The following is an 18,757-nucleotide window of genomic DNA, read 5'->3' as shown; positions in this document are numbered from 1 at the left end:
CTCCTAACGCTTACGCTTCTTGTCCGACCGTTTCGTCTTCGATGCCGAGTTCTTTTTTGATCCAGTCGTACCCTTCCGCCTCAAGCCGCTGCGCCAGCTCCGGACCGCCGGACTTGACGATGCGCCCTTGCATCATGACATGCACATAATCCGGGGTGATGTAGTTGAGCAGCCGCTGGTAGTGGGTGATGATCAAACAGCCGAACTCGCTGCTGCGCATTTCGTTGACACCTTTGGCGACGATTTTGAGCGCGTCGATATCGAGGCCGGAGTCGATCTCGTCTAAAATGGCGATTTTCGGCTCAAGCATCATCAGCTGCAAAATTTCATTTCGCTTTTTCTCCCCGCCCGAGAATCCTTCGTTCAAGTAACGGTGCGCCATATCCGGGTTCATTTCGAGAAACGCCATTTTTTCATCGAGCTTGCGGATGAATTTCATGAGCGAAATTTCGTTGCCTTCGCCAAGCCGGGCGTTGATCGCCGCGCGCAAAAAGTCGGCGTTCGTCACTCCACTGATTTCGCTTGGGTATTGCATCGCCAAAAACAGGCCGGCGCGCGCCCGTTCGTCGACTTCCATCTCAAGGACATCCTGGCCGTCGAGCGTCACCGATCCTTCTGTCACTTCATATTTTGGATGGCCCATAATGGCCGATGCCAGCGTCGACTTCCCCGTTCCGTTCGGACCCATGATGGCGTGGATTTCCCCGCCTTTGACTTCCAAGTCCACTCCTTTTAAAATTTCTTTTCCCTCCACGGCGACGTGGAGATTGCGAATCGTCAATACCGCCATGCAGCATACCTCCAATTCTCAATTGAAAGTCAATTCACTCGCTTGTCTTCTAGCGATCGTTCATTCTCATTTTATTCTCATTATCATTTTATAACAAATGAAAACTACGTGCAACTTTCCCGCTCTGTTTTCACTGTGACCGTGTGAAAAAACAGCGCCTTTTACTATTTTACACGAAAACCGCAAGCTTGTACGAGTTTTTGCAAAAAAAGACCCCGTTTTTTCCGGAGTCTAGTGAGCCGCCCGCAGCTCGCGGAGGCATTCTTGCACAAGCGTCACCGCTTGGCTCATCGCCGCCCCGCCGCCAAACGCGGCCGCCACCGCGCATACTTCCAAAATTTCCTGTTCCGACGCTCCTTCATCAAGGCAGCCTTTCGCATGGTAAATCGTGCAATACTCATCTTGCGTCGCCAAGCTGATGCCAAGGGCGATCAATTGTTTTTCTTTTTTCGACAGCGCTCCCTCGGCAAAGCACGCTTCCGTAAACGCGTTAAACCGCTCGGCTACGTTCGGAAGTTTTTTGGGTGAACGCCCCTATCCCTTCTTTGTAGCGGTGAAGGGAGGATTCGACCGATGCATAAACGAATGGTATTGAAAGGGTGTGGAAACACCACCGTTTCGCCAACATCGACGGAATGTCATGATGAAAACGAATGGTTCTGTTCCACTTCCATCATCATAGGAAAGGGGAGAATACCATTGATTCGTTGGGTTGTCTTTGCCTTAACCGCCGCTTTCGCTTCGTTTCTGGCATGGATCATCATCGGCAGCATTCTCGGTGAACACGGGGACGTCATCTTCAGTTTAACGACAGTGGTCGCCCTGCAAAACTGCGTCATCATCGTCATGCTCGCCGCCGTACTGGCGCGTTTGAACAACCGATGAAGCGCGGGAAACAGACCGGCCGCGGCGTCTCTCCATCCAAAACGGTTTTGAACTTTCGGGCGGCTCTTTTTTGTGCAAAAAATAACGGAAGCGATTCGCTTCCGTTATTGATTGTTTGTCGCCGCTGGAATGACGGCGCCGTGGTATTTTTCTTTGATGAAATCTTGAATTTCTTTCGATTGCAGCACTTCGACAAGCGTTTTGATTTCTTTTCGGTTTTCATCGCCTTTGCGCACCGCCACAATGTTCACATACGGATTGTTTTTCGGCGACTCCACGGCGATCGGGTCTTTCGCCGGGTCCAAACCGGCGTCAAGCGCATAGTTGGCGTTGATCAAAACCGCATCGCCTTCGCCGTTTTTGTAAATTTGCGGCAGAAGTCCAGCATCGACGTCCGCTTTAAATTTCAAATGTTTCGGGTTTTCGACGATGTCGTTGACCGTCGCTTTCGTTTTATCGATGCCCGGTTTCAGCTTAATGAGCCCCTTTTCTTGCAGCATCGACAAAATGCGGCCATGGTCGGCGACCGAGTTGCTCATGATGATCGTCGCGCCGTCCGGCAGTTCTTCAATGCTTTTGTATTTTTTCGAGTATAAGCCGATCGGCTCGATATGAATGCCGCCGGCGTTGACGAAATCATAGCCGTACTCTTTCTTTTGCGATTCCAAATACGGAATGTGTTGGAAATAGTTGGCGTCGATTTGCTTCTCAGCCAGCGCTTTGTTCGGCAAGATGTAATCTTGGAACGTAATGATCTCCAAGTCGATGCCTTTTTCTTTCAAAATCGGTTTCGCTTTTTCCAAAATTTCCGCATGCGGCACGTTCGACGCACCGACTTTCAACTTCACCAATTTGCCGTCTTTGCCGCCTTCCGCGCTGTCGTTATTGTTGCCGCCGCATGCCGCCAAAGCGAGCACGAGAATGGCGGCGAGCAACACACCCAACCATTTCTTCATCAGTTGTTTCCCCCTTTATCGTTTATCGATTTTCGAAGTGACAAAGTCACCGATCAGCTGAATGATAAATACAATGACCAACACCAATACGGTTGCGACAAATGTCACATCGTTATGGTTGCGCTGGAACCCTTCCAAATACGCCAAGTTCCCAAGCCCGCCGGCGCCGATGGCTCCAGCCATCGCTGTATAGCTGACGAGCGACACCGCCGTCACCGTAATGCCGGAGACAAGCGCCGGCAATGACTCCGGCAGCAGCACTTTCCAAATGATCGTCCACGTTGAGGCGCCCATCGCTTGGGCTGCTTCGATGACGCCTTTATCAATTTCGCGAAGGGCAATCTCCACCATGCGGGCGTAAAACGGCGCGGCCCCAATGACCAAAGCCGGCAGCGCCGCATTGGCGCCAAGCATCGTCCCGACGAGCCAGGTGGTAAACGGAATGAGCAAAATGATCAAAATAATAAACGGAATGGAGCGGAAAATGTTCACAAACGCCGCAATCACGGTATTGACAAACCGGTTTTCCCATAGGTTGCCCTTCGCTGTCAAAAATAGAAGCAAGCCAAGAACGATTCCGAGAACGAAAGTGGCCGCCACCGCCACTCCCGTCATATACAGCGTCTCGACCGTCGCCGCCCACATTGTCTCCCATTGGACGTTCGGCAGGAGGTTAGCGAGCATCGTGAATCACCTCCACCGCCACCTGCTGGCGTTGAATGTAGTCAAGCGCCCGGTCAATTTCATCCGCCGCCCCATTGATGTGCACAAACAGCACCCCATAAGCGCCTTGATGGGTTTGCGAAATTTTCCCTTGCAAAATATTCATATCGACGGCAAATTGCCGCACGACCTGGCTGATGAGCGGCTGGCCGGCCGCCGCGCCGACAAACGTCAGCTGCGCGATCAGCCCGTTCGGGTATTGGCCAAACAAATGGGAAATCGCCTCTTCCGTCTCCTCCGGCTCGACGAGCTGCTTGACGAACCGCTTCGTGATCGGCTGCTGCGGGTTGCGGAACACGTGCAACACGTCGCCTTGCTCAACGATTTTGCCGTTTTCCATCACGGCGACGCGGTCGCAAATTTTGCGGATGACGTGCATTTCATGGGTGATCAGCACGATCGTCAGCCCGAGCCGCTTGTTGATGTCAACGAGCAAGTCCAAAATCGCATCGGTCGTCTGCGGGTCCAACGCCGATGTCGCCTCGTCGCAAAGCAGCACTTTCGGGTTGTTGGCGAGCGCCCGGGCAATGCCGACACGCTGCTTTTGCCCGCCGCTCAACTGCGACGGATACGCCTCTTCCCGCCCCGTGAGCCCGACGAGCTCGATCAATTCATCGACCCGTTTTTGCCGCTCCGCTTTCGGAACACCCGCAATCTCGAGCGGAAACGCAATGTTTTCCCGCACTGTGCGCGACCAAAGCAAGTTGAAATGTTGGAAAATCATCCCGATCTCTTGACGCGCCTTGCGCAGCTCCCGCCCTTTGATGCGCCCCATGTCGCGGCCGGCGACGACCACCCGGCCGCCCGTCGGCTTCTCGAGCCCATTGAGCAAGCGGATGAGCGTACTTTTCCCCGCGCCGCTGTAGCCGATAATGCCGAAAATTTCCCCTTCGCGAATCTCAAGCGACACATTGTCGACGGCCGTGACCGAGCCGTTAGCCGCTTGATAGATCTTTGTCACATGTTCGAGTGTAATCATCGTTTCACCTTCCTCCCCAAGGCGGCGGAGCGCAAAAAGAAAACCTTTCTGCCCGCAGAGAACAGAAAGGTATTGTGCACCATTCCGTCTCTTATCTCTCAAAGCAGGCCGCTTTGTGTGAATTGGCACCTTTTCAGCGCACGCGCTGACGGTTGCCGGGCTTCATTGGGCACATCCCTCCACCTCTCTTGATAAGAGCGCAACAATCGCCTATTCGATTGACTACAACTGTGATTGTATCACCTTGTGTCGAACATTGTCAATAAAAATTTCACCCAAGAGTCAGTCAAGACTTTGTGGAGAACATTTTTTCGGTTCACTACGGGTGTTGTCAATCACTAGTTAGCGAACCATTTTCAGGAATTCATATCGTAAGCGCTTTCGGACTCTCATCCCTCATCTTGAGGCGATGATACGATATTCCATTTTTTTACACCCAACCACCATCCCGGAGCGCCGACAACGCTTGATGGATCGGCGTCCCGGATGACCGCTGCAGACACGGTAGATTCTGACGCACCACATCTGCCCATAACCGTCCGGCCTTCCGTTTGGCCTGTTCGATCCGCTTGGACTTTGTTGAGGCCGAGGCCGCCGTTCGGGTCTCTTCTTCCTCCACCAACTGCCCATTTCTCCGCCAAATCCCGTCGATTCGGGCCGCCATCGCCCTCAGAAACGCCCGAAGCCCTTGGTCTTTCCAGCTGCGGCGGGATTTCACCCGATGCGCAAACCGGCTCATCACGCTCTCGGCGTGGCCCATCGGACGCATGCCGGTCGTCTCCACCCCTTGCTCCGACAGCCACTCCCGATAGTCCCGGATGCATCCCGGCATCGACTCGATCCGRCGGATCATGGCAGCCATCTGCTTCTCTTTCGCTTCGTCCTCCAACGTGCCGACCGCGCTGTTCAGCTCCACSAGAAGYCCCTCTTCGTCTTGTTTCGCCAGCTTCTTCCGCACCTCCCGCCAACGCGGATGGCCGGACAGACACTGACGCAGCTCCCGCGCCACATGAAATCGATCCAGCTGAAAGCASGCYCGCTTYCCAAAATACTCCCGGCAGGCCGTGATCCACGACGCCGCGTCGCCGTTGATGATCAAMAGGTCCCGGCACGGRTCATAGGCATATTCGTTCATCAGCCACTCTTCGAACCGTTCCCACACGTCTCCCTCCCCTTCATGGAGGTAGTGGCGCCGGTTCACGAGCTCGAGCTGCGAACCGTTTCGTTTCCATCCYTCGTGAACCGCCAGGATTTTCTCTTCTTTCGCCCGTTTCCCTTTCCCCTGGCGGGAAATRAACAGYCCATCCGCCTCCACAAACAGCACYCGGCCGTGCCGTTGGGAAACAGGGTGGTGCAGCGAGACAGGGGCCTCCAGCACCAGTTGGCGAATCGCCTCGTGGCTTAGGACCGCATACCCCACGATCGACTCCAACGTACGGGCCGCTTTGCGGTAGGAAGAGCACTCTACGGCCAACTCGACCGCCGTTTCCTCGAGGCAAGGGCTGATCGACTGCGCTCCATCAAAGCCCAGTTCGGCATCCAGCAAGAAGGTATACGCCCCCGCCTGCCGATCATAGTAGTAGTTCCGTCGAAACGTCACTTCTCCAAACAGCGTTTGGATCGTGGTCGGCCGTTTGTCTTTCAGCTGATACCGGCGCTTGTCCCGCGCTTCCGCCAGTTGTTGATCAATCTCCTCCAAAAGGGCCGCCAACAAGACAGCGAACACCTTTTGAAGAGTTCTGACTAATTGTTCCTCCAGCTCTTTTAATAAAGGCCATTCTGTGGTAAGATGTTTCATGGACTCTCTCCCTCCTGTTTTATGGATGTTGGTCATCACCATCATAGCAGGGAGAGAGTCCTTTTTGCATGACATTTGCTTTTTTCTACCGCGCTTCGCTTGGTGGCCCCGACGAGCGTCGCGAACAAAAGTTCGCAACCCTCGTCGGGGAATCATTCCTGAATGTCACCCACAAATATTTTACTCACACGTCAACATAGGTCATAGTTCCCCTGAGATTATCGCTGTGGTATAATTATCAAGCCGGATAAGCGTACAGGTGTTGTGTCATAGTTCCCCTGAGATTATCGCTGTGGTATAATCGAGTGTGGCGATGCGCTCGTAGTCTTTTTGTCATAGTTCCCCTGAGATTATCGCTGTGGTATAATTTGGTGCTGTTGCTGGAGCAACACCAGCCGGTCATAGTTCCCCTGAGATTATCGCTGTGGTATAATACACTTTTGACAATACCGCCGGCCAGGTAGTCATAGTTCCCCTGAGATTATCGCTGTGGTATAATCTTTTGGCTGTTCACGATCAAGAGGCATTTGTCATAGTTCCCCTGAGATTATCGCTGTGGTATAATGGTAGTGTAAAATTTTCAAACGTCAAAGGAGTCATAGTTCCCCTGAGATTATCGCTGTGGTATAATCAACCGTTAGCATGATTATCAAGCGATACAGTCATAGTTCCCCTGAGATTATCGCTGTGGTATAATTAATACTATCATCAAAGTGTAATAATGCGAGTCATAGTTCCCCTGAGATTATCGCTGTGGTATAATTCACGCTCCTGCTCAATCGGTGTCCACGGCGTCATAGTTCCCCTGAGATTATCGCTGTGGTATAATCAGAAAACGGACTGATCGCCGTATGTACCGGTCATAGTTCCCCTGAGATTATCGCTGTGGTATAATATTGAGTATTTAGAATCCCGTAAGCAAACAGTCATAGTTCCCCTGAGATTATCGCTGTGGTATAATGCACGCCCGCGGCGACGAGCCGCTGTTTCGGTCATAGTTCCCCTGAGATTATCGCTGTGGTATAATTCGCACTCTATGCACAAGGTCGGAGCAAACGTCATAGTTCCCCTGAGATTATCGCTGTGGTATAATTCTAGGCAAGTATGGGATTCTGCTTCCCAGGTCATAGTTCCCCTGAGATTATCGCTGTGGTATAATTATGAAGAAGCAACAAACAAGGCGATCACAGTCATAGTTCCCCTGAGATTATCGCTGTGGTATAATACAAGCGGGGTGACCAATATGGAAATGAAAGTCATAGTTCCCCTGAGATTATCGCTGTGGTATAATTCAAGGGATTGCTTCTGTACAAAGCTATGCGTCATAGTTCCCCTGAGATTATCGCTGTGGTATAATGAACAGAGGGTAGAAGCCGAAAAGCGGTTGGTCATAGTTCCCCTGAGATTATCGCTGTGGTATAATTCCAAGAATCAAGGACGAGTTGCTCGTATGTCATAGTTCCCCTGAGATTATCGCTGTGGTATAATCGAAGCGCTCGCCTAAATCTTCCTCAATCAGTCATAGTTCCCCTGAGATTATCGCTGTGGTATAATTGTTTTTGCGAATCGAATCTGGCACAACGGTCATAGTTCCCCTGAGATTATCGCTGTGGTATAATCGAGCGGAGCCCAGGTACAACGCGAAGACGGTCATAGTTCCCCTGAGATTATCGCTGTGGTATAATTAAAAAAGTGACCGATTGCGCGCTACCGGTGTCATAGTTCCCCTGAGATTATCGCTGTGGTATAATTTTCCTCTCACATCAATCAATTGTTGTAGTGTCATAGTTCCCCTGAGATTATCGCTGTGGTATAATGCATTTTGGAGGATATAGTCAACCTTATGGGTCATAGTTCCCCTGAGATTATCGCTGTGGTATAATCATCGCCGCCGTATTGATCGACGACGATGCGTCATAGTTCCCCTGAGATTATCGCTGTGGTATAATTACGCAAAGAAAAGATTTTGGGCCGCATTGTCATAGTTCCCCTGAGATTATCGCTGTGGTATAATACGTATCCAAAAAAGCCTGCAATCTCAAGGATCGCAGGCTTTTTTGCTTTCAAAAAATGCAAAGGCGCTTATGCAAAAAGAGGAACCATTTCTGTTTTTTTTTAAAAAAGCGTCAGCTGGGTGGATGTCACTTTCTTTTCTTGCGCCGTTGGTTCCCCAAGAAGCAGCTGCATTTTTGCGTACTGCTTTTCCGTTACGACCATCGCCCGAATCGATCCTCGAGGAGGTAAGTTGCGTTTTAATCTTGCCAAATGTTTGTCCGTTGCTTCATGTCCGTGGCAGACGCGGCTGTAGACCGAAAATTGCAACATATCGTACCCTTCGTTCAGCAGGAATGTGCGAAATCGCCGGTATTCGCGCTTCTCCCGGTTGGTCACGACGGGAAGATCGAAAAAGACGAGCAACCGCATAAACTTACTCATACACGTGCAGTTGCAACGGGAGAAGTTCCGGCAATTTCAACAACGAAGGGTCTTGGCTTCGGCTTGCCGTGACGAAGCTTTTTATCATTTCTTCCACCGCGTTCACGACGGTCAGTTTTTCTCCATTCACTAGTATGTCCATGTTGGCTAAATTATATAAGTCTGCCCGAATGGATGGAGAAAATTCATCATCCGGTTGAATATGTTGAGCCACGTATAGGTCAACGAGCGGACGCAATACTTCCATAAAGTCGTCGGCGAGATTAAATTTGTTCAACTCGTTATCATGGTAAATTCCTAAGCATGGGAAAAAACCATACCCAACGAGAGAGCGGGCGACGAGTCCCCGCATAATGGCGTATCCGTAATTTAAAGAAGCGTTCACCACGGAGTCGCTTCGTCGGGTAAATTCACTGCCAAATAAATACTGGAAATACTTTTTGGCTCCATACGCTTCACGGTTATTGCTGTCTCCAGAGTCGACGGTTTTGCTGATGCGGTATAGCTCGTCGGCTCCTTCTTTGTTCAGGAACTCCAAACACTTTCCTTGATTGATGAGTTTTTGGATCACGACCCGCTGCCAAATTCGCTTTTTAAAAGGCTTGGAGTAGGCGTACTGCATGTGCAGCACGCCCACTTGGCGGGAATGTTTTTGGAACGGCTGCAGCACCCCATTGGGAAGCCGTTTTTGGTCACAGGTGAATAATGCAATGTTATGTTCGGCCATTTTGCTTAAAGCGGCTACTGTCACGCTGACAGCTTGTTCCTCGATGATAATGGAACAAATATCCTCGAGCGGGATCGAAACTTTTTCTTCCTGTTCAATCACGAGTTGATTGTAACGGACGGATAGTTTTCCCGGGTTTCGAATGAGCAGATGACGCCAACCCAACTCTCTTTTCCCCTCTCACTTTGTAGATGTTGCCGAGCACATCTACTTGATATTTCTCGAATCGTTTGAGGGTTCTTGAACCGACGCCGCGGAGCGAGAAACGGTGGTCATGGCTGATCAACTCTAATCCTCCGTTGGCTGAGTCAATCGTTTTGTAGTAGACAAATACATCCTTAACGTTGATCTCTTCGCCTGCGGCTGTTTTCACTGTTTTTTCCCGCGGAAGCTCAATGCGAATGAGATCATTCGGGTACAGGCTAAATCGGAACGTATAGTCCTCCGTCATTTCCTTCCACTCAGAGTACGGCTTGTTCGGCTCGATGGCTTTGTTTGGCAAAATCCCTTTCATGATGTCCATGGTGTAGACAGGGACACAATAATATTTCCCATCTTTTTCAAATACGTCAACCCGAACGATGTTGCTGTTGTAGGCGACGGTTTTGCCGTCATTGAGCGGGATGACCTGGTTTTTTGTGTCGATGATTTTTACGGTCCGAATGACAGGCCCGGGTTCGCCGTTCTTTTTCGGCTTGTACAAAGGTTCTTGGAATGCCTTTTTCGGGTCATTGTTATGTTCAAGCAGACGCTGGCGGATCGCTTCGTATGTCCTTGGGTCGCTTTCTTTGCCGTACATCGGAAAATGCCCGCTCGCATCCAACTTGATTTCGGACAGTTTCGTTTTGACAACAGTTTGGATTTTCCCGCTCCGTTCATCGATACCGACGTAGCGCCGTAATGTTTCTTGATGAGCCGCCCCTGTAACGCTCCGCTTCGGCATTCGGGATACAAAAACCGGCTGTAGCGATTCGAGTTTCTGATCATCATAATTTCCAAGATTGAGAGCTTTTATACTCTCTTTTGGATGTTTGGATAAACGCGCCCGCAGTTCGTCGGCGAAGTGCGGCCAAGGCTGCGGGAAGTGCGGTTCTTTCTTTTTGGCCAGTTCTTTGTTTTGTTCGCGCCGTTGGTAAAAGGCGGTGACTTTGGCGATATCGCTTGGCGTTGTGCAAGCGACGATCACGGCATCGACGGCATGATGCAAATCCGATTCTTCACGGTTTTTGTTAAACTCCCAGCGGCTTCGTAAATGGGCGGTAACGCGGCCGTTGACCGTATAGACTTTTTGCTTGTCATCACTTTCGGCGAATTTCAGATGTTCGCGAATAAAGTTGGCGAAAAAGCGTGAAATATACCGGGTGTCATTTAAATTTCGATTTTTAAATTCTGTTTCTTCATTTTCATCATAATGGAGTCGGAGCAGCCGATCCCGTTTCTTTTTGGAAAACTGCTTGTTCGTTAACACAAACGTTTCAAACTGTTGCCAGCGTTCGGTTCCGACGCCTAAATATTCGGCAGGAATGCGGTTGCCTTTTTCGCGGTTTTCTCTTGTCAATACCAACACTTTATTGGTATAACTGTCGTCCAAGCTTCGGCTATACGGGATGACGTGATCCACTTCTACATACCCCGGTTCAAGCAGCCGCTCGATTTCGATCGGTTGAAGCGAGTAGGCGCACCTCCCATTTTGCTCACTCCAAAGTTTGAACTTGACAATGTCATGGCCGGTTGGGTTTAGCGTCAATCCATACTCCATGAGTTGGCGGATGGCGGTTTCGTTTTTCTTCCGGTTTTCGTCTTGTTCTTTTTTTGTTTTCCGCCGTTCGTCAAACGTTTGTGATAAATCGCGGGCCAACTCGATATGAATGGATACCGGCGAACCGTACTTTTTAATAATAGCATTCACCACTTTCCGCGCCTGTGTCAATGCACGCATGACGACCGGATTGGCGATCGGCGGAATATTTGGTAGCAACATTGTTTTTTGTTTCTTCTTTGGCCCTGTAAATGTGTATCCCGCCCGCTCACAAGCCGAAGAGTAGACTTCTCCTTGTTCCATGTACGGGAGAATGCTGCGAAGCGCCTTTAGCGACAAATGGCCGAATTTGGTGAATGACAAGTTCAATAGTTCCTCAATTAGCTCGTTGTCATATACCTTGTTCGCTAAATTTGGCATCCGTTTTCCGTTTTGTTCATATTCGTTTCGCAAGTAGCTGTGAATGTCGGCATCATCTTTAAACAATGTCAGGGCGTAACCGAATGTATCAAAATCGATTGGGAGAAATGAACTTGACTTCCCTTTTCCATACACTTTATCGACGGCTTTCCGAATTTGATGATAGGCGTCGAGTTCAAGGAATCGGATGTTTTCATTTTGCTTTCGTGATTCGCCTCGATCATACACAATGCCTTTAAAGTAAGTGTCATCAGGCAAATGGAGCAACGTCCGTATATCATGGTAGGTGATTTTGTTTTTTTGGAATGCCTGTTCATACAAAAGGCGTCGTTCCTCATCGGTGAGCCCTCGTGCGCCTGATGGGGAGATGAGCCGCAATTTATTGATGTGCTCCCAGGCGATGAACGATTGGAATGTATAAGTTGCTTTTGGAGCCCGTTTTTCTTTCGGTTCAAAGGTACAAAAGCCGACCTTTTTCTCGATGTCATCTTTGGAAGCGACAGGACGCTGGGAAGCCCAAATGGTGATATATTCATTCTCAAACTCTTCCGTGCAACTCATGTTTCCAAACTCACGCTGTTTGGAGAAAATGAGTCGGATCTCGCGTTCTAAGTCATCGCGGGCGATTGTGTTTGTATAATTTTCTCCTTTATTGCGCTTATGGAGCGCAAACTTTGGATCTTTCACAATCATTTCGCCGACGGTCCGGTAGCTTGAGAGAATGGCCCGGTTTTCTTCGATATGTTTGAGCATCGTGCTGTTTTCTTTGTTGCTGCGCTCGCTTTTGCGGTTGGATTTGAAGCCGCGCCGCTTGGCTAGATGAAGGAGGACGCGAGCCAGCTCGTCGTTGTTTAATTTTCGATCCAATGCCTCAACACGCAGCTGCCAGACGTCGATTTCGTGTTTTTCCTCGAATAGTTTGTCCAGTTCCTCTTTCGTTAAAATTCCTTCGCGAATGACCAGACGGCGAATGCGCTCCAGCCGATGCTTGCGGCGGCGCAATCGACGCCGGGCGGAGCGGGCGAGGCGTCGGGGAAGAGCTAGGGATTCTCCCGTCTGCGGATTTTCGGCTCTGTCAAAAATGCGGACGCCCAAATCTTCGATGCGGGGAATATCCAAGTTCATGACTGCCCAACCTACAGAGGTAATGCCGATATCAAGGCCGATTTTGTATCTCATGTCGATCCCCTCCCGTTAATAGAGATATGTAGTAAAAAAGACCTTAGCGTTTTCCGCCAAGGTCTGAGTTTGCGCAAGGATGGGGAATGCCCGCCAAAAGCGGGCGACAGGCGATCCCCAACGCCGCGGGTCAGTCTGCCTTAGGCAGAAAGCCCTTATCATAGTAACCCTGAGATCATTGCTGTGGTATGATCCTATTACTATAATAATGGGGAATTTTAGAAAACGCAAGCATTTTTTTCAAAAGTTAGATCATTTTGAGTGGAGGGAAACCCACTCGTATGGGTCTGCCCTAGCGCTGCATCCACCAAATAATTCGGTTGCCACCATCTTGCTAAGCAAAATGGGGTATAATGAAGAGGAGAAAGTCGACGTGAAAAAGGAATTTTTGCGCATGCTCATCCGTCTCGAGCTGGATGAAGCGAAATAGCGGCTATTGTTCGGTTTTTTTCGAGACGTATTTGCGGCGATCCGAAGAGGAGGAAGCAAAACGGCGACACGAGGGGAGCCAAATGGAAACGAAGGAAGCAAAGCGTGTGATGGAGCTCATCGTCTCATACGAACAGCGGGGGATGGAAAAGGGAATCCAACAAGGAATCGAACAGGGGTTAAAGCAAGGGATGAAGCAAGGACGCCAAGAAGGGATCGAGGAAGGGAAGCTCGACGTGGTGAAGAGAATGCTGGCGAAAGGATACGATGTCGACACGATCCACGAACTGACCGGACTGCCGATGGAGAAGATTGAAAGGATGAAGGGGTGAGACGGCCCTTCGCCGTCAAGCCCCACATTGTCGTCGACCTCCAATCGTGCCAAAACCCCGGGGGATCGACGACAATGTTCTTTTGCGCCAAAATCCTACAGCCAACACGGCTGAACGATATTGACAGAATATTTGAAACGTGATATTCTGAAAACAGCCAAAAGGGGGAAAATATTCAGCTCACTTTATGATGTGGCTGAATAGTTACGTCCATGGAACTTTTCCGTGAAAATGCAGCGCCTTGAGCAGTCATTTTCATGCCGGGTGGAGGGCAAAGCGCGCTGCCCATGGATCTTTTCCGTGAAAATGCGCGCCTTTGGAGTGGCCATTTTCATCCCGGGTGGAGAGCAAAAATTGCTCATGGAACTTTTTCCATGAAAAAAATCCTTTCTAACGTGGAGTGTTCGTTAGAAAGGATACCATGTTTTTGACGATGCACAAAGACCAAAATTCTTAACTTGATGGGTATGGACAAATTCCCCCTTTTTCTTTTTAGATAGATTTTTACAAATAATTCAATTTACAAAAAACGTTAAGGTTAATTGTTGCGATAAAGGGATGTATATTTCACTAGAGCTAGTTCTGGCGAACAGTGCCTGGCACTGTTCGCCAGTTGATTTGCCCAGTCTACATTCGGTATACTTTTAGACATAGGTAGGGTTCTCCTTTCTCTGGAATGTGTTTTTGTCCAAATCAGAGAATACCCCACCTTTTTTCTTTTGGTCTAGCAAAATGCTTTACACAAAATTTTATACATCATCCAAGACAAGAAGAAACTCATTTTTCTAATGAAAAATGAGCTCAAATTATAGAATATAATGTATTAATTATTTATATTTTTAAAGCAGCAGATAAAGCAGCCCATGCAGCTACATCATCAACAGCACCAGTAAAAATATTTGCAGCTGCAATTACCACCCCTACAGCTGCACCAGCAACTATTAATGGTTTTACTTTCTTTAAAACATTACTGGAAAACATACTAGGATTATATTTTTTTAATGCAGATTGAACTTTTGAATGCTTCATTACTTCTTTTTTAACACTATTCGGCACTTTATTTTCATTTTTCCCTGTACTATCACACGCTTCTAAATTATCCAATCTCAAACAATAAATGTGTTTTTTACTCTTATAAAAATGTAAATGTGGATAAGTTTTTGCATTATCTGGACTATCATAATAAACAGTCCACTCCCCTTTGTCATAAATCTTAGATCTACTGGCTGCATCTACTTGCTCAAATGTATTTAAAAACTGTAGATGAGCAAAATCACTAACATAAATTTACATCGAAACAAAAAAGGAGACATGAACCCGATTCCTTGGTTAGAATAGATGTGCTACCAAACCATTCACAAGGAGGTTCATGTCTCATGAATAGATTAGCACATCATCAAGGAATTCACAAGTTTTTCACGATGTTGGGGTTGGCCCTTTATTTTTCAAAACCTGTTATGAAGCATCTTGTTCATATCGTGGATGCGATGATCACGAAGGGCTTTTCGGGAACATTGACCGATCTTCATCATGGGAGCTTTCATCCGAACCACCGCACGACACTCAGCCATTTTTTCACGAAAAGTCCGTGGGAGGAAGAGACACTGCTTCGCAAACTCCAGCAGTGGATCCTTCGTCGTGTCGAACGCATCACCAAACAGGAGAATCAACCCTTGTTTGTTTCGATCGATGATACGATTTGCCAAAAAACCAAGCCTTCGTCACGGGCAACACACGCGATTCAGGGATGTGATTGGCACTACTCTCACTCAGAGAAAAAATCGATTTGGGGCCATTCTCTTGTTTGGTTCATGGTTCATACTGCAACCCAGGCGTTTCCCTTTTCCTTCCGCCTCTACGACAAGACGGCGGGAAAAAGCAAAGGGGAACTCGCGATCGAGATGCTTTCTTCGTTGGATGTACGGCTTGTCTGAAAAAAGGATTCCACGTCATCGTGATGCTCAAGACGAACCGGATTCTCTATCCGAACGGCGTTGCCGTCCAAGCGAAGCAGTTGGCCCGCTCCATCGAACCGAATGACACTCACCTCGTCACGGTGGGAGAAGAGCATTATCGCGTCTATCGTTACGAAGGAGCGCTCAACGGTCTCGACCATGCGGTGGTGCTGCTCGCTTGGAAAGCCAATCAGCCGATGACATCGGAACATCTTCACTGCGTCTTGAGCACCGACCGGGAGCTAAGCGATGAAGACATCTTGCGCCACTATGCCCAACGCTGGTCGATCGAATGCTTTTTTCGACAAGCGAAAGACCAGCTGAAGCTCGATGGGTACCGTGTTCGTCAGGTTCGGGCGGTGAAACGCTACTGGATCTTGGTGCAGCTTGCTTACGTGTACAGCCTATTCGAGTCGAACAGCGATTTTTCTGATGGGCTCGATCTCTTGCGCAAGAGAAAAGGACATAGCCTCGTGGAGTTCATTTACTGTGCAGCGAAACAAAATATTCCCATTGATACCGTGAAAAAACAGCTCCATGTGGCATAAGGGGTACCCTGTTTGTTTCTTTTTACATGGTAATTATTGTTATGAAAATTGCTCATCTACAGTTAAAAATATAATAAATATTAAAACAAACGAAAATAATACTTTTAAAATTTTAAACATTATGTTCCTCCTTGATTTCTTCAATTAAAACATCTACTTCTTTTGAATAAATATCTTCAACTTTTTTGAAAATACATTCAAAATTCTCAGAAACATCATGTATTAAATTAATAATCTTTTCTAAATGTTTTTGATCTTCAAAATTCGATTCATTCTCAGAGAAAATATATAATTTATAATTCATTTCTGTATTTTTAATAATAAGAACTAAATCATCAAAATCATTTTCTCCATTGCTTAAATTGATATGTGGATACAACCATAATTCAAAATTAACACCTACTTCAATTCTTCTTGGAAATAATCCAGTTAAATCTTCAAAATCACATAAAATTTTAATATCCATATTCACAAATTCCTCCTTTTATTGAATATTATAAAGTATTTAATAATATGATGCTAGTATATTTTTATGGACACATCTTAGTTAAGTTTTTGGGGTCTTCACCATTTTCTGTGGTTTTCACTCAATCCCAGAAACATGTTAGCTGGATGAAATAGGTTCGTCAGTCAGGATCCTTCTTCCGCATACAGACCACGAAGTTGGTAGAATGGAAACAGTCAAGTGCTTTCCTTGACGGGTTCCATTCTACCAACTATCATACCGATAGCGGAAGAAGGGAGTGCTTAGGCAGCCTGACTACCTGTAGTGTTCCCTGTACACTCCAGAAATACACGCAAACGAAACCGTTCTAAATTTCGATAGCCGTATGCCCGGCGTTTGATGTTTTTGATCTTGTGGTTCGTCCCCTCGATTCGGGCATTCGTATATGGGCACAAAAAGTAGGAAAGAATCGGCTCCTTCCACCTTTCAAGCGTGTTGGCTGCTTGCTGAAAAGAAGCAAAAGGGCTCTGTTTAGCTAACTGAATCCATTCTTCCAAGCGTTCCTTTGCTTCGTTATATCCATCGGTTCGGTAAAAATCCCGAAACAACTCTTTCAGATAATAAGCAATGGAGAGTACCGGATACTCCTCCAAGATATCGTCTAATCGACGCCGTTGGTCCTTACGAAGCTTTTCACAGCCTTTTAAGAGAAGATATCGAGCCTTTTTCAATGGAGAAAATTCCTTTCTTGCTTGATCCAAGGCTTGGGTCACTTTTTGAACCACATGGTACTTATCGATAACAATCGAAGCAGATGGAAACAGGGCGCGAACCGCCTTATGATAAGGTTCCCACATGTCAAGAATCACCGTTTGGACCATTTCTTTCGACAGGATATTTTGGCTCAACAAGTTGATGGCGGAGTCACATTGGCGATCGGCATGCATTCCCATGACCGATCCAGCTTTGGCATCCATCAATACGGTTTCATACTGATGTCCCTTTTTTACCGCGATTTCATCTAAACTAAGCACCATTCCTTCTTGAGAAGATGCTTCTATCGCTGTTTGACGCTCTTTTGCTTTTTTCGATGCGATGGAGTAATAAATGCGTTCCAATGTTGTATATGGGATGCGCTGCTTTCGGCTAACCTCTTGAATGGTGGAGCCTTCGCAAAGTTCATACAAGTACTCACAAAATCGATTGGTGTAGTGTTGATTGGGTGGAATCGATTCCAAAGAGGCGGAAAACACTTGGGAACAATTCCAGCACCGATAGCGCTTTACCTTTACGAACAAGTACACCGGTTGATGGAAAATCGCCAAATCCCGTACTTTTCTTGTCCGTCTGTCGTGGACAGAGGAAGTGGCAAACCCACAATGAGGGCAACGTTCCTGTGTCTCTGTTTTCTCTACATGAATCGCATAACCATAGGAAAGAAGTTCTTGTTTAATCACTTTAAATTCTGGCAATCCTAGTGGTATAGAAAGCACTTACGAGACCTCCTTAATGTTTATTTCACCGCTAACATTATGGCCAGGATCTCGTCAGTGCTTTCTCTTTTTTGTCACTAAATCACAAAATTTGGTGATGAACCCATATTTGATTTTTAATGGGCAAAAACTCTATTTGTCCGCCATTAAAGACCTATACAATAATGAAATTGTGGCCTACCATATTGTAAACTAGCACATTATTTCAGAATCCCTTTTTCAAATTATTTCAGGCGGATTCGGAAATAATGTGCAAAATTTTTGCGGATTGTTCCGGATTTTGCACATTCTTTCGGAACGTTTGCACGCTCTTTCAGATGAAGATTTCCAGCGCGCCTGATGGACCTATGGAAAAGAGAAAGCACAAAAGAGGCCGATTCGGCCCCTTTCGTGCTAATACCCCATTTCCTCTGCGGCCATGCGCACCATTTCTTCGTCAATGGCGTCCTTTTTCAGCTGATACCCGTATAACAGGCACGTCGTGGCCAACGTGTTGATCACCCGAGGCCATCCCCGCGACTGCAGGGCAATCGCCTCTAACGCCGATGGGGTGAAGATCGGATGCTTCGCCCCGGCCTGTTTCATCCGATGTTCGATGTAGCCCGCCACCTCTTCCTTCTCCAGMGGCCCCATCCGGTATCGCATGATGATCCGCTGGTCGAGAGGGCGGTGCTGATTGAGCCGCAGCTTCCCCTGTAAATGGGGCAGCCCGGCCAAAATCAAGACAAATGGGTTGGTCGAATCCATCTCAAAGTTGAACAAGATCGCGATGTCCTGTAAAAATGCATCCTTCGCTAAATGCATCTCATCCAAAATGAACACCGGCGTGATCCGCCGTTCATGATACAATCGCTCGATCGCCTGCTGGATTTGGCGGAAGAGGTCTACCTTGCGGTACTTCGG

Annotated in this window: 13 protein-coding genes, 3 pseudogenes, 1 CRISPR repeat array and 1 riboswitch; of the genes and pseudogenes, 3 read left to right on the top strand and 13 right to left on the bottom strand. The window is 47.8% G+C overall.

The genetic code is table 11. The features are described 5' to 3' along the window. Positions 1-10: 10 nt before the first annotated feature. Together sufC and AP057_RS12685 are read right to left on the bottom strand one after the other, a co-directional pair. Positions 11-790, bottom strand: coding sequence for a Fe-S cluster assembly ATPase SufC (gene sufC, locus AP057_RS12690; protein WP_011232465.1), 780 nt, complete (start codon positions 788-790; stop codon positions 11-13). 231 nt (positions 791-1,021) lie between these two features. After that, positions 1,022-1,418, bottom strand: a pseudogene (locus AP057_RS12685) (carboxymuconolactone decarboxylase family protein). Positions 1,419-1,489: 71 nt separating this feature from the next. On the opposite strand from AP057_RS12685, the gene AP057_RS12680 reads away from it, so the two are divergent. Next, positions 1,490-1,675: a hypothetical protein gene (locus AP057_RS12680; RefSeq protein WP_227412626.1), complete on the top strand. Its 186-nt coding sequence runs from the start codon at positions 1,490-1,492 to the stop codon at positions 1,673-1,675. A 104-nt stretch (positions 1,676-1,779) separates the two neighbouring features. On the opposite strand, the gene AP057_RS12675 is transcribed toward AP057_RS12680, so the two are convergent. The 7 genes from AP057_RS12675 to cas9 all read right to left on the bottom strand — a co-directional run bounded on the left by AP057_RS12675 (position 1,780) and on the right by cas9 (position 12,652). Further along, complete coding sequence (locus AP057_RS12675) at positions 1,780-2,631, bottom strand: MetQ/NlpA family ABC transporter substrate-binding protein (protein ID WP_055358893.1); 852 nt, start codon at positions 2,629-2,631, stop codon at positions 1,780-1,782. Between the two features lie 15 nt (positions 2,632-2,646). Further along, complete coding sequence (locus AP057_RS12670) at positions 2,647-3,315, bottom strand: methionine ABC transporter permease (protein ID WP_011232468.1); 669 nt, start codon at positions 3,313-3,315, stop codon at positions 2,647-2,649. Further along, complete coding sequence (locus AP057_RS12665; protein WP_055358892.1) at positions 3,305-4,333, bottom strand: methionine ABC transporter ATP-binding protein; 1,029 nt, start codon at positions 4,331-4,333, stop codon at positions 3,305-3,307. The genes AP057_RS12670 and AP057_RS12665 overlap by 11 nt, the downstream gene beginning before the upstream one ends. 88 nt (positions 4,334-4,421) lie before the next feature. Further along, positions 4,422-4,531: riboswitch (SAM riboswitch) on the bottom strand. 232 nt (positions 4,532-4,763) lie between these two features. Beyond that, positions 4,764-6,131, bottom strand: coding sequence for an ISLre2-like element ISGsp3 family transposase (locus AP057_RS12660; protein ID WP_012748996.1), 1,368 nt, complete (start codon positions 6,129-6,131; stop codon positions 4,764-4,766). A gap of 200 nt (positions 6,132-6,331) precedes the next feature. Then, positions 6,332-8,145: a CRISPR direct-repeat array (repeat unit 36 nt; unit sequence GTCATAGTTCCCCTGAGATTATCGCTGTGGTATAAT). 101 nt (positions 8,146-8,246) lie between these two features. After that, positions 8,247-8,555, bottom strand: a complete 309-nt coding sequence (gene cas2 / locus AP057_RS12655) for a CRISPR-associated endonuclease Cas2 (RefSeq protein WP_033016933.1) — start codon at positions 8,553-8,555, stop codon at positions 8,247-8,249. Between the two features lie 4 nt (positions 8,556-8,559). After that, positions 8,560-9,459, bottom strand: a complete 900-nt coding sequence (gene cas1, locus AP057_RS12650) for a type II CRISPR-associated endonuclease Cas1 (protein WP_053532222.1) — start codon at positions 9,457-9,459, stop codon at positions 8,560-8,562. Further along, entirely contained in the window at positions 9,389-12,652 is a 3,264-nt protein-coding gene (gene cas9, locus AP057_RS12645) for a type II CRISPR RNA-guided endonuclease Cas9 (RefSeq protein WP_055358891.1), read from the bottom strand. The genes cas1 and cas9 overlap by 71 nt, the downstream gene beginning before the upstream one ends. A gap of 310 nt (positions 12,653-12,962) precedes the next feature. On the opposite strand from cas9, the pseudogene AP057_RS12640 reads away from it, so the two are divergent. Continuing rightward, a pseudogene (locus tag AP057_RS12640) lies at positions 12,963-13,413 on the top strand (DUF4351 domain-containing protein); the annotation flags it as partial. 831 nt (positions 13,414-14,244) lie between these two features. On the opposite strand, the gene AP057_RS17115 reads toward AP057_RS12640, so the two are convergent. After that, positions 14,245-14,517, bottom strand: coding sequence for a hypothetical protein (locus AP057_RS17115; RefSeq protein WP_152968891.1), 273 nt, complete (start codon positions 14,515-14,517; stop codon positions 14,245-14,247). Positions 14,518-14,789: 272 nt separating this feature from the next. Between AP057_RS17115 and AP057_RS12635 the strand changes: the two are divergent. Beyond that, a pseudogene (locus tag AP057_RS12635) lies at positions 14,790-15,916 on the top strand (transposase). 112 nt (positions 15,917-16,028) lie between these two features. On the opposite strand, the gene AP057_RS12630 reads toward AP057_RS12635, so the two are convergent. The 3 genes from AP057_RS12630 to AP057_RS12620 form a co-directional block, all read right to left on the bottom strand. Continuing rightward, on the bottom strand, positions 16,029-16,382 hold the full coding sequence (locus tag AP057_RS12630; protein ID WP_003353791.1) for a hypothetical protein: 354 nt from the start codon (positions 16,380-16,382) through the stop codon (positions 16,029-16,031). A gap of 281 nt (positions 16,383-16,663) precedes the next feature. Then, positions 16,664-17,854, bottom strand: a complete 1,191-nt coding sequence (locus AP057_RS12625) for an ISL3 family transposase (RefSeq protein ID WP_049624990.1) — start codon at positions 17,852-17,854, stop codon at positions 16,664-16,666. A gap of 393 nt (positions 17,855-18,247) precedes the next feature. Next, on the bottom strand, positions 18,248-18,757 hold a 510-nt coding region (locus AP057_RS12620; RefSeq protein ID WP_152968890.1), incomplete at its 5' end, for an ExeA family protein.

It is taken from the genome of Geobacillus sp. Sah69 (assembly GCF_001414205.1).
GTDB classification, from domain to species: Bacteria; Bacillota; Bacilli; order Bacillales; family Anoxybacillaceae; genus Geobacillus; species Geobacillus stearothermophilus.
Note: the sequence above shows the minus strand (reverse complement) of the source record. Positions and strands in the feature narration are given on the sequence as shown.